Genomic DNA, 13,586 nt, shown 5'->3' on the forward strand with positions numbered 1-13,586 from the left:
CGGCGCCCCGGCCCTGGTGCTGTAGGACGGCACCGCGGGCCGCTGTCGGAGCCCGCAAGTCATTTGTGGAGCGCACTCGCGGCGAGTGGTGCGAGGACTTCGGCCGCCGGGGTGAGCGGCACCACGAAGGCCATGTCGGCCGGCAGTTCGCGCCAGGCCACCTCCTCGCCCACCGCAAGCAGACGTGCGCTCGTTGCGGTGGCCATCGCGCGCGCCGCGACCATGCTGCCGCGCAGCAGCGTGAAGCGCAGTCGCCGCCCGTCGCGCTGCAGCGTCAGCTCGGCCTGCGGCCAGTGCGACGGCAGGCACGGGCGCACGCTCAGCGTGTCGGCGCGCAGATCGAGGCCGAGGATGGAGCCGATCGCCGCACGGTGCAGCCAGGCGGCGGCGCCGGTGTACCAGCTCCAGCCGCCACGGCCGACGTAGGGTGGCTGCGTGTACACGTCGCCCGCCATCACATAGGGCTCGATCGCGTAGGCCTCGCCGAGCGTCGGGTGGTGTGCGCGGTGGGCCGGGCTCAGGTAGCAGAAGTAGCGGTAGGGCAGCTCGGCGAGGTCGGGTGTGCCGTCACCGCTCGTGGCGAGTCGCGCCTGCGCCATCAGCGCCCACACGCCGGCGTGCGAGTACTGCCCGCCGTTCTCGCGCACGCCCGGTGGATAGGCCTGGATGTAGCCGGCGCTCGGGCTGGCGCTCGCAAGCGGCGGATCGAGCAGCTTGACGAGCCCGGCGTCGTGGTCGACGAGCAGCTCTTCGGCGGCGGTCATCGCGCTGCGCGAGCGCGCGCTGGGTTCGGAACTCCTGTCTCGGTTGGCGAGCACGCTCCAGGCTTGGGCGATGAGGTCGATGCGACCCTCGCGGTTGACCTGCGAGCCCAGCGGCGAACCGTCGTCGAAGAAGGCGCGTTTGAACCACTGGCCGTCCCAGGCCTCGGCGTCGAGGGCGCGCCGCCACGCGCTTGCGGCCGCTTCCCATCGCTCGGCCCGGGCCGTGTCGCCACGCTCGCGCGCCACCGGCGCGAAGTCGTCGACGATGCGGCAGAGGAACCACGCGAGCCACACCGATTCGCCACGCCCTTCGTGCCCCACGCGGTTCATGCCGTCGTTCCAGTCGCCGGTGCCCATCAGCGGCAGGCCGTGCGCGCCGTGGGTCAGGCTGCGGTCGATGGCGCGGGCGGCGTGTTCGTAGACGCTCGCCGCCTGGCTGCTGACGGTGGGCGTGTAGTACGCGTCTTCCGCACCCTCGGGGATGGGGTCGCCTTCGAGGAAGGGCACGGCCTCATCGAGCAGCGAGGTGTCGCCGGTGGCTTCCAGGTAGTGCGAGCACGCATGCGCGAGCCACAGCAGGTCGTCCGAGAAATGCGTGCGCACGCCGGCGCCGGCGGGTGCGTGCCACCAGTGCTGCACGTCGCCCTCGGGGAACTGGCGCGAGGCCGCCACGAGGATCTGCTCGCGCAGCATCGCCGGTGCGGGCCACGCAAGCGCCATCGCGTCTTGCAGCTGGTCGCGAAAGCCGGTGGCGCCACCGGCCTGGTAGAAGCCGGCCTTGGCCCACAGGCGGCAGGCCACTGCCTGGTAGAGCAGCCAGCGGTTGACGAGCGCGTCGAAGAGCGGGTCGGGCGTGTGCACGCGCGTGGCGCCGAGCAGCTCATCCCATTGCGTGAGCACCTCGTCCAGGCGCTGGCGCGGCGGCACCTGCAGGGCGGCGTCGGCCAGCTCGCGTGCGGCTGCCGGCGTGGCGGCATGGCCGATGAGGAACACATGGTCCTGCGTGGCGCTGGCGTCGAGCGTGATGCGTGTGATCAGCGCCGCGCAAGGGTCGAGGCCAGTGCCGTGCTGGCGGGCCAGGCGCTCGGGCAGCACCAGCCGGCCTCGTGCGTCGAAGCACTCGCGCCGGTCGCAGGTCCAGTCGCTGCTGTCATCGCTCGGATCGGTCGGTGCGGCGGCGCAGCGCATCGCGAGGAAGGCGGTGCCATCGCCGTAGCCGGCGGTGCGATCGGCCTGCGTGGCGAGCAGGGCCAACCCGTGGGCTGACGTGTGCAGCGCGGTGTACACCGTGCCACGCTCGCTGCGGCCGGCGCCCATCACCCATTCGGCGATGGCGGCCAGGCGCAGCACCTGCGCGCGGGTGCCGCGGTTCTCCAGGCGCAGCCAGACCTGCTTGACCGAGGTCTTCGCATCGACGCACCACGAGGCGGCGATGGCCAGGTCGCCGCGCTGGTGGCGGACCATCGAATAGCCTTGCCCGTGCTGCACGTGATAGGTGATGCGCTCGTCGCCCCAGGCCGACGGGGTGACGCTCCAGGCGTCGCGGGTCTTCGCGTCCTGCACCAGGAACCATTCCGACGGCGGGTCGGACACCGGGTCGTTCGACCACCCGGTGAGCTGATGCAGGCGGCTGTTCACCGCCCAGGTGTAGCCGCCGCCCGCCTCGGAGAGCTGGCCGCCGAAGCCGCGGTTCGACAGAACGTTGATCCACGGCCGCGGCGGGCGCGTGCGCGCACTGGCCTCGAAGCGGAACTCGTGCGCGCCGTCGTCGAAGCGGCCGTGCGTCACCGCCACCGGCGCCTGCGGCAGGCGCGCCATCGGCACCGCCGGGCGGGGCACGGCGCTTCGTGCATCGTCGGCCGCGTCGTGCTGCGCGATCCACTCCTGCACGTGGTGCACCAGCGGGCGACCGTCGGCGCGCAGGCGAATGCGCGCGAGGCTGCGCAGCGTGCCCATCTCTTCGGCGCTCAGCTCGTCGGCGCGCAGCAGGTGCAGGCCGGTGCAGGGCGGGCCGGGCTGGGCCGCGCTGTCGGCGTCGTGCCGCTCGCGCAGCGCGGTGATCTCGCGGTGCAGTGCCATGTGGTACGACGCCGGCTCCGCATCGACGATCACCAGATCGCAGGGCAGCCGCCCCCACGCCCACAGCCGCAGCACCTGGCCGAGCGAGCGCAGCAGCCCGAGCGATTGCGTGAGCCCGGCCGAGACCAGCACGATCGGCCGGTCGCCCGAGATGCCAAAGCGCCACAGCAGCTTGCGGTCGCACACGTCGATGCGCTCGACCGCGCGCCGCTCCACCAGCGGCGGCCCCTGCCGTGGGCGTGTGAGGCTCAAGGCCACCGCGGTGCTGAGCGCCTGGGCGGCGTTGAAGGTATCGGCGCTGATGTTGAGGCTGCGCAGGCGGATGCCGGTGAGCGTGGCCGACATCAGCGAGGCCCGCTGCACATGGATGGGCTGGCGGTACTTGTCGATCACCGCGCGCAGCGTGGCCGCCGAGTCGGACGCCGCGGTGGCGAAGGTGAGCTGCGCCTTGCCGTTCGGTGCCAGGCGCAGCGTGACCGCGAGCGCGCAGACCGGGTCGAGGCCTGTGTCGAGCGTGACCGGCGTCTCGGGGTGTTCGGTGTGCGGCAGGTCCTGCAGCCCGGCCTGGGGTCGCACGGCGTCGTGGTTGCGGCCGAGCCACTTCAGCCGATCGGTCTGCACGCGAAGCCCGGTGACCTGCGCATCGTGCTCGGCGAGGAAGTGCGCCGCCTGCAGCCCGGTCTCGGTGACGAGCCGTGGCTTGCGCTCGAAGAGCAGCGCCTCTTCGGCGGCGAGCCACTGTGCGCGGATGAAGAGGTTGGAGAACGCCGGGTGCGCCTCGTCGGCGCGCGGGTCGGCCAGCGTCGGCTCGAAGGTGGAGATCAGCTCCAGCTCCAACGGCTCGCTGCTCAGGTTGCGCAGCTCGACCTGGCGGAACTCGATGTCGTCTTCGGGGCTGACCCACACCGTGGCATGGGCCTGCACCGTGCTCCATGCCGCATCGAAGCACACCCGGTCGGCGTGAAAGACGGCGCGATACCACGCCTTTGGGTCGGGCGCCGGGTGCTGGGTGAGCGAGACCAGCGGCGGCGAGTCCTGTCGTGGATGAGGCAGCCGCAGGTAGAAGAAGCTGCCGTGGGCATCGCGCAGCGCGTCGTCGCGCCAGCGGGTGATGTCGGTCTGGCCGCGGCGGCTCCAGCCGGCGCCATTGGGGCGCAGCGACACGCTGTAGCGCCCGTTCGACAGCAGGTGCGTCGGCTCCACCGCGCTCGTGCCCGAAGCTCTCAGCTCGCGCAGCAGCGCCGGCGTGCGCCGTGCCGTCGCCGGCGGCGGCACGGCCAGCGGCTCGTACAGGCGCGACACCTCGTGCGGCGCGCGCTCGTGCAGCAGCGTGGCCACCGCCTCGATGCGTGGGTTGCCCATGCCCCAGCGTTTGGCCACGCCGCCCAGCAGCAGGTTGGCCATCGCCACGATGCTCATGCCCTGGTGGTGCGCCATGAAGGTCGACACCGGCGCATACGGCTCGCCGGCGGCCAGGCGCGCGGGCGTGAAGTCGAGCGCCTCGATGTAGCCGTAGCGTGCGCGTGCGCCCAGCGCTTCGAGTGCCGCGAGGTTGGCCGCGGCGAGCCGTGGCGCCACCAGCGAGGCGAGCGCAGTGGCGTAGGGGGCGATCACCAGCTCCTCGGCCGACGTGCGGCGGAAGGCGAGGCGCGGCACGCCCTGCGGCGCGTACTGGTAGGCGAGCGTGTGGTCGCGCCCGGCATAGGCCGACTCCGAGATGCCCCAGGGCACGGCATGCGCACGCGCGTAGTCGATCTGCTCGTGCACGGCGGCGATGGCGGCGTCGCGCAGCACGCTGCCGTGCGGTTCGTCGAGCACGAGGCTCGGCATGAGGTACTCGAACATCGAGCCCGACCACGAGCGCAGCCCGGCCTGCGCGCCGACCGCATAGAACGGCCGCCCGAGCGAGGCCCAGTGGCTCACCGGCACCTCGCCCTTGGCGATGGCGAGCAGACTGGTGAGGCGTGCTTCCGAGGCCAGCAGGTCGTAGAAGCCGGCATCGAGCTGCCCTTCAGCCACGCGGTAGCCGATGTGGAAGAGGTGGCGCTTGGGGTGATAGAGAAAGCCGAAGTCAGCGCTCCAGGCGAGCTGCTCGCAGCGCTCGGCCTGTGCCAGCAGCCGCTCGCGCAGCGTGTCGACCTGGCGCCGCGCGTCGATGTCGCGCAGCGCCGATTCGAGCGTGGCAAGGTGGTCGCCGAGCTGCCACGCCAGTTCGTCGTGCAGGGTGGGCTTGGCTGGCACGGTGGTGGCGGTGGCCTCGGGCACCCAGGCATGCAGCTCGTCTCGGGCATCGCGCAGCAGCAGGCCGAAGTCGGCCGGGCGGTGCTGCGCTTCGTCGAGCGGGCTCGGCATGGCCAGGAGGCGGGCCAGCGGCCGGGTGCTGTGGTGCACGCCGTTGTCGGGGAAGAGCTCTCGGGCAGCTGCTGCAGCAGCGGCGAGACGCGGGCCCGCGAGGCATGCGCGGCCCGTTGCGCCGCGTGCAGGTCGAGCGGGTGGGGCGCCAGTTCGCGGCAGGCCTGCGCCACCGCCAGCAGGTGGCCGCACAGGTTGCCACTGTCGACGGTCGACACGTACTGCGGCAGCAGCGTGGCGCCGCTTTGCGTGTCGTACCAGTTGAGGAAGTGGCCGCGGTGGCGCTCGAGTGTGGCGAGCGTGCCAAGCGTGGCCTCCAGCCGCTCGGCGAGGTCGACGCTGCCGATCCAGCCGAAGCTGCGGGCGCAGCAGGCCGAGAGCAGGTACAGGCCGATGTTGGTGGGCGAGGTGCGGTGCGCCACCATGTCGTGCGGCAGCGTCTGCAGGTTGTCGGGCGGCAGGTGGCGGTCTTGCGGGCCGACGCAGCGCTCGAAGAGGCGCCAGGTATCGCGGGCGATGCGTTCGAGCCGCACCTGGTCCTCGTGCGGCAGCGCCTGCTCCTCGCGGGCGGGGCGGGGCCGGCTCACCCACCACGTCCACACCGGCGAGGCGGCCCAGATCGCGCACAGCAGCGCCGCCAGGCCGGGCATCGGCGTGCGCGCGATCAGCAGCAAGGCCAGCAGCACCGCCGCGGCGGTGGGCGTCTTCCAGTGCGCGTGCGCGATCTGGCGCAGGTCGGTCTCGGCCGAGGCCTGCGCGCTGGCGGACGTCGTCCATTGCATCAGCCAGCGGCGGCTCACGAACATGCGGTGCAACGAGCGCACGATCGCATCGGCCGCCATCAGGGCGTGGTGCAGCAGCTGCCCCACGTGCCACAAGGCGCCGAGCAGCGAGCGCGCGAGCGACAGCGCCGCACCGCGGTAGAAGTGGCGCACGGCGATGCTGTCGCGGCTGGGTGCGAAGCCGGCGATGGCGCCCAGCAGCGGCCCGGCGCCGAAGGCCGCGAACACCAGCGCCAATGCCGCCCAGGGCGAGACCACCGGCCGCACGAGCACCAGCGCCATCAGCGCGAGCGCGGCCGGCGCCACCAGCGAGCGGCGCAGGTTGTCGAACACCTTCCAGCGGTTGACGCCGCGCATCGGGTACAGGCGAGGGCTCGCGAAGATCGGCAGCAGCTGCCAGTCGCCGCGCATCCAGCGGTGGATGCGGGCGGCCGCGGCGTCGGCATGCACCGGCGCGTCTTCGATCAGGGCGAGGTCGGTCACCGCGGCGCAGCGTGCGATCGAGCCTTCGATGAGGTCGTGGCTCAGCACCAGGCCTTCGGGCAACCTGTCGTGCAGCACGGCGTGCAGGGCGTGCACGTCGAGCAGCGCCTTGCCGGTGTAGGTGCCTTCGCCGAACACGTCCTGGTAGATCTCGGAGCTGGGCGTGCTGTAGGGGTCTAGCCCGGGCTGGCCGGCGTAGAGCCAGTGGAAGGCGGTGGTCTCCTGCGGTGCCGGCAAGGGGGTGGCGATGCGGGGCTGGAAGATGCTGTAGCCGCGCACCACGCGCAGGCCCTGGGGGTCGAGCTGCGGCGCGTGATGGGGATGCGCCGCCACGCCGACCAGCTCGCGCAGGCGGCCGGGTGGCAGCTGGGTGTCGCTGTCGAGCGTGAGCAGGTAGCGGGTGCCGGGCGCGATCTGCGATTCGGCGCCGAGGTCGAGGAAGGGGCCACGCTCGCCGCGCGCCAGTGCGGCAATGAGCTGTTCCAGCTTGCCGCGCTTGCGCTCCCAGCCGATCCAGCTCTGTTCGGTGTTGCTGAACTCGCGCTCGCGGTGCAGCAGCAGGAAGCGCGGCGGGTCGCCCTCGGCGGCGGGGTGGCGCTGGTTGAGCGCACGCACGGCGGTCGCCGCGTCGCGCAGCAGCGGCGTGTCGGTGGGCATGTGCGCGGCCTCGGCGTCGGCCCAGTCGCTGAGGAGCGCGAACTGCGCATGCCGCTCGGGGTTGGCCAGGTGGTGCAGCTGCAGGCGGTGCGCGAGCGCTGCGATGCCGTCGTCGCTCGTCAGCAGGCAAGGAATGACCACCATCACCCGGTGCTCGGGCGGGATGCCGTCGTGCAGCGCGAGGCGTGGCAGGTGCTCGGGCCGCACCGACTCGCTGACCAGCCGGTTGATGACCGCGACCACCGCCTCGGACGCCGGGAACAGCATCAGCAGCGCGGCCAACGTGGCGAAGAGCAGCGACGGTTTGGCCAGCGGCGGCGTCAACGCGAACATCGACAGCACCAGCACGATCACGGCCGCCAGCAGAGCGCCCAGGTAGAGCGGCAGCGCGAGCTGGCGCGCCTGCGACAGGCAGGCGGTGCGGGTGTCCTCGCGCAGCTTCAGCGCTTCGAGCAGGCGCGGGCGGCCGGGGCCCTGCAGCCAGTGCAGGGCGACCGGGGTGTCGGGCTCGTCGGGGTCGCTGCTGCGCATCAGCGAGAGCAGCGTGCGGGCGACTTCCGTCTCGCTGCGGCCGCAGCGCCGTGCGAGGCGCTCGATGCCGTGCAGCGTCTGGTCTCGCGTGGCGGTGTGCTCTGCGGCGAAGAGCGGCGAGCCGAGCATCAGCTGCATCAGGGTGGAGCTGCGGGCGATGATGTCGGGCCAGTCGGCGTCGCCGATGGTGCGCAGCGAGGTGACCGCGTTGCTCACGCTCAGGTTGTCGGCAGCCTGGTCGGCGGCCTGCTGCGCGCGCTGGCTGGCGACGTCGGGCAGGGCGGCCTGCACCCAGTGCTGGTAGGGCAGCAGCGCCAGCGGGTCGGCGGTGCGCTGCAGGTCGGTCATGCGCTGCGCCATCTGGCCGAGGAAGGTGCGGCCGACGCCGCGCCGGTCGAGCTCGGCCAGCAGCTCGTCGAGCGAGGCGATCGAGAAGGTGTGCAGCCGGTCGCTGCAGAGGTTGGCCAGCTCGCGCGCCGCCTTGTGGGTGGCCACCCGCTCGGCCAGGCGCCGCAGGTTCTCGATCAGGACCACGCGCAGCGTGGTGGGCAGGGCCCACAGCTCGGCCAGCTGCAGCTCGCGCGCCTGCTGATAGGCGGTGAGGAAGCGCAGGCCGAGGTCTTCGTCGAAGGCGCCGTCGGTGTGGGCGACGAAGGCCCAGGCGAGGCCGTAGACACGCGGCAGCCCGGCGAGCGGCTCTTCCACCAGCAGCGGCAGGTTGCGGTAGTAGCGGCGCGGCAGGTCTTCGTGGATGGCCTTGAGCTGCGCTTCGATGAGGTGGAAGTTGTCGAGCAGCCATTCACCCGCGGGGCTGATGTCGTAGCCGCTCTCGGCCTGCATGCCGATGTACTGGTGGGCTTCGCGCAGCGCCGCGATGTTGTGGCGCAGCCGCGGGAAGAAGGTCGTCGAGCGCCAGTGGGCGCGCTCGGCCCGGTGGCTGTCGGCCAGGCTTCGCGCGTGCTGCGCGAAGCGCTCGGCACCGAAAAGCTCGGCGCGCACCGGTGCCAGCACCGGGCCACGCTCGCCGTCGAGGATGTTCAGCAGGGCCCGGGGCGCCTCTGGCAGCAGTCGCTCCAGCGCTCGGGTGGCCATCACATGACCAGTGCAGTGACCCCTATCAGAAAGGCGGCCACCACCAGCGTTGTCACGAGCCGGGCGGCGATGAAGCGGTCAGCGGCTTCGGCCAGGCACTGAATCGTGAAGAGCCGGCCGTTGACGCCTTTGCAGGAGACGAGGTGCTCGCTCAGGCCCGACAGCTCCACCGGCGTGGTGTCCGTGCTGTCACCGAACGATGCGGTGCTCCAGAAAGGCGTGGCGGGGTGGCGGTTCGTCATGTTGTCGATGGTCACCCCCAGCCAGCCAACCGCCCATCGGACGGGCGCTGCACCCACTGTCAGACGGGGCCTACACGGACAACGGCACGGCGTCTCGGTCGACGTCGCTGTAGGCCGCGGCCCACACCCAAAGCCGCCCGGGGCTGATGGTGCCCCGCTGTGGGCATGAGCACGATCGCGTCAACCTCATACCAACGTCTTGGAGGACGACATGACACTCGGCACCATCCTGCTCATCGTGCTCATCTTGCTGCTGGTGGGCGCATTCCCCAGCTGGCCCCACAGCCGCGGCTGGGGCTACGGGCCGACGAGCGGCGTCGGCCTGCTGCTGATCATCGTGATCGTGCTGCTGCTGATGGGACGGATCTAGCCATGTGCCGTGTGGCAGCGGTAGCACTGCTGGCGGCGGTGCTCGCCGGCTGTGGCGACACCGCCAAGCTCCCCGTTTCGGCCGGCACCGGCCCGCAGCCGGAGCTGCCGGCGCCCAACAAGACGCTGATCCCCACCGTCAAGGTCGCCAAGGTCGAGCCCTGGCCGGCCGGTCGGGGCCCGGTTGCCGCACCGGGCATGCGGGTCAACGTGTTCGCAAGCCAGCTCGACCACCCTCGCTGGCTGCACGTCCTGCCCAACGGCGACGTGCTGGTGGCCGAGAGCAATGCACCGCCGCGGCCCGATGCGAACAAGGGCCTCAAGGGCTGGGCGACCAAGCTGATGATGAAGCGCGCCGGGGCGGCCACGCCGAGTGCCAACCGCATCACCCTGCTGCGTGACACCAACGGCGACGGCGTGGCCGACGTGCGCTCGGTCTTCCTTCAGGACCTGAATTCGCCGTTCGGCATGGCGCTGGTCGGCGACCAGTTCTTCGTGGCCAACACCGACGCGATCCAGCGCTTCACCTACACCCCGGGCAGCACCCGCATCGACACCGCGCCGTCGCGCCTGACCGACCTGCCGGGTGGCACGCTCAACCACCACTGGACCAAGAGCCTGATCGCCAGCCGCGATGGTCGCAAGCTCTACGCCACCGTCGGCTCCAACAGCAACGTGGCCGAGAAGGGCATGGAGGTGGAAGCAGGGCGTGCTGCGATCTGGGAGGTCGATGCGGCCACGGGGGCCAAGCGCCTCTACGCGACCGGCCTGCGCAACCCCAACGGCATGGCCTGGGAGCCCACGACCCAGATGCTGTGGACGGTGGTCAACGAGCGCGATGAACTCGGCAGCGACCTGGTGCCCGACTACCTCACCTCGATTCGTGACGGCGCTTTCTACGGCTGGCCCTACAGCTATTTCGGCGGCCACCTCGACGAGCGCGTGAAACCCCAGCGCCCCGACCTCGTGGCCCGCGCGCTGGTGCCCGACTACGCGCTCGGCCCGCACACCGCCTCGCTCGGTCTGGCGTGGTCGGGGGGCACCACGCTGCCGGCCCCGTTTGCGCAAGGCATGTTCATCGGGCAGCACGGCTCGTGGAACCGCAATCCACCCAGTGGCTACAAGGTGGTGTTCGTGCCGTTCCAGGACGGCAAGCCGTCGGGACCGCCGGTCGACGTGCTGAGTGGCTTTCTCGATGAGGAGAGCGGCAAGGCGCACGGCCGCCCGGTGGGCGTGGCACTCGACCGCCAGGGCGCGCTGCTGGTGGCCGACGACGCCGGCAACGTGGTGTGGCGCGTGAGCGCCGCCGTGCCATGAGCGCGCTGCGACCGCGGTGGCGGCCGAACCGCCTGGCCCTTGCCGTGCTGGTGGGCGTGAGCGCCTGCAGCACGTTGCCGACCTTCGAGCCCGAGGCGGTGCTGGCGGCGGCACCGGCCAAGCCGCAGCTCGACGGCGCCCGCGGCCCGCTGTCGCCCGAGCAGAGCAAGGCGGTGCTGGCGAAGCTCGCGGCACGAGCGCCCGACACCGGCATCTTCGATCGGCACCTGGCCATCGAAGAGGCGGTGGTCGGCAGCCCGCTCACCGTGGGCAACCAGGCCACGCTGCTGCAGGACGGCCCGGCCACCTACTCCGCGATGTTCGCGGCCATCGAATCGGCCCGCGACCACATCAACCTCGAGACCTACATCCTCGACGACGACGAAGTGGGCCGCCGTTTTGCCGACGCGCTGATCGCCAAGCAGAAGAAGGGTGTGCAGGTGAACGTGATCCACGACAGCGTGGGCACTCTCTTCACGCCGAAGGAATTCTTCAAGCGCATGACCGACGCCGGCATCAAGGTGCTGGAGTTCAACCCGGTCAACCCGAAGAACGCGCGCAAAGGCTGGGACATCAACCAGCGCGACCACCGCAAGCTGCTCATCGTCGACGGCAAGGTGGCGTTCCTGGGCGGGATCAACATCAGCAGCGTCTACTCCAGCGGGTCGTTCAGCCGTTCGGGTGGCAGTGGCAGCGGGGGCAGCTCGGGCCGCCCGGCGCCGGGCAAGGACGGCAAGGCATGGCGCGACACGCACGTGCGCCTGCAGGGTCCGGTGGTCGCCGAGTACCAGCGGCTCTTCCTCAGCACGTGGGCCAAGCAGAAGGGCGCGCCGCTGCCCGAGCGGCAGTACTTCCCGCCGCTGCAGCAGGTGGGCAACCAGATCGTGCGGGCGATCGGCAGCTCGCCCGACGAGCCCTTCAGCCTGATCTACGCGACGCTGCTGTCGGCCATCGGCGCGGCGGAGACCAGCGTGCACATCACGATGGCCTATTTCGCCCCCGACCCGCAGTTCCTCGCAGCGCTCGAATCGGCGGCGCGTCGCGGCGTCGACGTGACGCTCATCCTGCCGAGCCAGACCGACTCGTGGCTGATCTTTCACGCCGGGCGGCGCTTCTACACCTCGCTGCTGAAGGCGGGCGTGAAGATCTACGAACGGCGCGGGGTGATCCTGCACTCCAAAACCGCGGTGATCGATGGCGTGTGGGCCACCGTCGGCTCGACCAACCTCGACTGGCGCAGCTTCCTGCACAACGACGAGCTGAACGCGGTGGTGCTGGGGGGCGACTTCGGCCAGCAGATGGAGGCGGTCTTCGCCAAGGACCTGGCCGCCTCGCAGCCCGTGACCCTCACGGAGTGGAAGCGCCGGCCGCTGCAGGACCGGATGAAGGAGACCTTCGCGTCGATCTGGGAGTACTGGCTCTGAACGGCGCGGGGCCGAAGCCCCGCGGCCCATCAGTGCAGGTTGCTGGCGGGTGGGCGCGCTGGGTCCGGATCGGCCACAGCGGCGGGGGTGCCGGTGGCGGCCGTCTCCGCGGCGGCAGGCGATGCAGGGTCGGGAACCGGGCCGCTGCCGGGGCGCATGCGCTCGGCCGCGAACGTCGACACCGCCGACACCCAAGACTCGATCGGCACGTGCTCCATCGCGCGCGACACCAGATGCGGCAGGATGCCGGCCAGCAGCGCCGGCTTGAGCAGGCCGCGCCAGGGCTTGATCCAGTACAGCAGCCCGCCGATCGCGGCCGCGGCGAGGATCAGGCCATAGGGGCTGCGGCGCGCGAGCGGGGCCATGGCGCTGCGCGCACTGTTGCCGGCCACCAGCGTGGCCAGGTGCAGAGGGTGCTGCGACCACCAGTTGCGCACGGCATCGACGACCACGTTGACGCCGGGGATCGCCATCAACGCCGTCATCAGCACCGAAGGCCCTTCGTCCTGCGAGGCGTCGGGAGGTGCGCTCAGCTCATGCAGCGCCACGCGCAGGCGCTGGCGCGTGAGGGCCAGGCGTTCGACCGCCGGCAGGCGGGGGTCGTCGAGTTCGTGGTTCATGATGCGCTCGCCTGTTTGAACATGGCAGCGTCTTCTGCCAGTTGCCGGCGCATCTGCTCGAAGGCGCGCGGGCCGGTGTCGTTTTGCGACGCCACCCAGCAGCCGGCCGCGAGACCCAGCGGCACGAGCGGCGCCACGATCAGCGCCCAGGGTGCGTTCAGGTTCTCCGGGGGGATCACCGCCCACAGCATCAGCGCCACGCCGGCCAGCACCGCGCCAACGCCGGCGCTGCACAGCGCCACGGCGCTCAGCAATGCCTTGCGTTTCCACTGGACGGATGCGACGCCGATCTCTTCGCCCAGCAGTTCGGCATAGGCGCCGGCGTGATCGGCCAGCAGGTTGGGTTCACGGACGATGAGGTGCAACAGCGGGTGCATGTCGGTCTCGCTCCTGGGTAAAGAAAGCCGCCCGCATGTGAGCGGGCGGCGAGGCGGTGGCGTGGTGCGTGCCTTACTCGTGGTGGCGCGAACGGCTCAGCAGGCTCACCAGGGCCATCAGCGCGGCGCCGGTGGCGGCGGCGATCAGCACCGACTTGATGGGGTCGTTGCGGATGTAGCTGGCGGTGGTGTCCGAAGCGTGCATGGCCTTGTCGCGCAGTTGCTGCGAGGTCTGGCGCACGGCGTCCATGCTGCGCTGGGCGAAGGCGGTGGCCTGCTCGGTGGCCTTGTCGATGAGCGGCGAGACACGGCCGGTGGCGCTGTTCACGCTGTCGGACAGGCCGTCGAGTGCATCGTGGGCCACGCGCTGCGTCGAGCGGATGGCCTGGTCGGCCTTGCCGGCGGCCTGGTCGGCCATCGTGCTGGGGGTGGCGGTGAGGTCAGAGGGGTTCTTCGTGTACATGGTGGAGTTCCTTCCGTGGGGGTTGAACGTGGAT

Annotated in this window: 9 protein-coding genes; 3 read left to right on the plus strand and 6 right to left on the minus strand. The window is 71.4% G+C overall.

The annotated features are described in order from the left end of the window. Positions 1-59: 59 nt before the first annotated feature. From LRS03_RS00770 to LRS03_RS00780, 3 genes are read right to left on the minus strand one after another with little or no spacing between them, the layout of a single operon-like run. A complete protein-coding gene (locus tag LRS03_RS00770; RefSeq protein WP_257829348.1) occupies positions 60-4,862 on the minus strand; it encodes a glycoside hydrolase family 94 protein in 4,803 nt (1,600 codons plus the stop codon). After that, a complete protein-coding gene (locus LRS03_RS00775; protein ID WP_257823407.1) occupies positions 4,763-8,740 on the minus strand; it encodes a hypothetical protein in 3,978 nt (1,325 codons plus the stop codon). The genes LRS03_RS00770 and LRS03_RS00775 overlap by 100 nt, the downstream gene beginning before the upstream one ends. Next, entirely contained in the window at positions 8,740-8,997 is a 258-nt protein-coding gene (locus LRS03_RS00780) for a hypothetical protein (RefSeq protein ID WP_257823408.1), read from the minus strand. The genes LRS03_RS00775 and LRS03_RS00780 overlap by 1 nt, the downstream gene beginning before the upstream one ends. Positions 8,998-9,193: 196 nt before the next feature. On the opposite strand from LRS03_RS00780, the gene LRS03_RS00785 reads away from it, so the two are divergent. The 3 genes from LRS03_RS00785 to LRS03_RS00795 are packed head-to-tail and all read left to right on the plus strand — an operon-like array spanning position 9,194 to position 12,092. After that, on the plus strand, positions 9,194-9,352 hold the full coding sequence (locus LRS03_RS00785) for a DUF3309 family protein (protein ID WP_257823409.1): 159 nt from the start codon (positions 9,194-9,196) through the stop codon (positions 9,350-9,352). A gap of 2 nt (positions 9,353-9,354) precedes the next feature. Then, on the plus strand, positions 9,355-10,668 hold the full coding sequence (locus LRS03_RS00790; RefSeq protein ID WP_257823410.1) for a PQQ-dependent sugar dehydrogenase: 1,314 nt from the start codon (positions 9,355-9,357) through the stop codon (positions 10,666-10,668). After that, positions 10,665-12,092, plus strand: a complete 1,428-nt coding sequence (locus tag LRS03_RS00795; protein ID WP_257823411.1) for a phospholipase D-like domain-containing protein — start codon at positions 10,665-10,667, stop codon at positions 12,090-12,092. Before LRS03_RS00790 ends, LRS03_RS00795 begins: the two co-directional genes overlap by 4 nt. A 29-nt stretch (positions 12,093-12,121) precedes the next feature. Here the strand turns inward: LRS03_RS00795 and LRS03_RS00800 are convergent, their stop codons facing one another. From LRS03_RS00800 to LRS03_RS00810, 3 genes are all read right to left on the minus strand, one after another. Continuing rightward, positions 12,122-12,712 (minus strand): hypothetical protein, encoded by a 591-nt coding sequence (locus tag LRS03_RS00800; protein WP_257823412.1) that lies wholly within the window; start codon positions 12,710-12,712, stop codon positions 12,122-12,124. Next, complete coding sequence (locus tag LRS03_RS00805) at positions 12,709-13,089, minus strand: phage holin family protein (protein WP_257823413.1); 381 nt, start codon at positions 13,087-13,089, stop codon at positions 12,709-12,711. Before LRS03_RS00805 ends, LRS03_RS00800 begins: the two co-directional genes overlap by 4 nt. Positions 13,090-13,162: 73 nt before the next feature. Then, positions 13,163-13,552 (minus strand): hypothetical protein, encoded by a 390-nt coding sequence (locus tag LRS03_RS00810; RefSeq protein WP_257823414.1) that lies wholly within the window; start codon positions 13,550-13,552, stop codon positions 13,163-13,165. Positions 13,553-13,586 lie beyond the last annotated feature (34 nt).

The organism is Rhizobacter sp. J219 (assembly GCF_024700055.1).
Taxonomy (GTDB): Bacteria; Pseudomonadota; Gammaproteobacteria; order Burkholderiales; family Burkholderiaceae_C; genus Rhizobacter.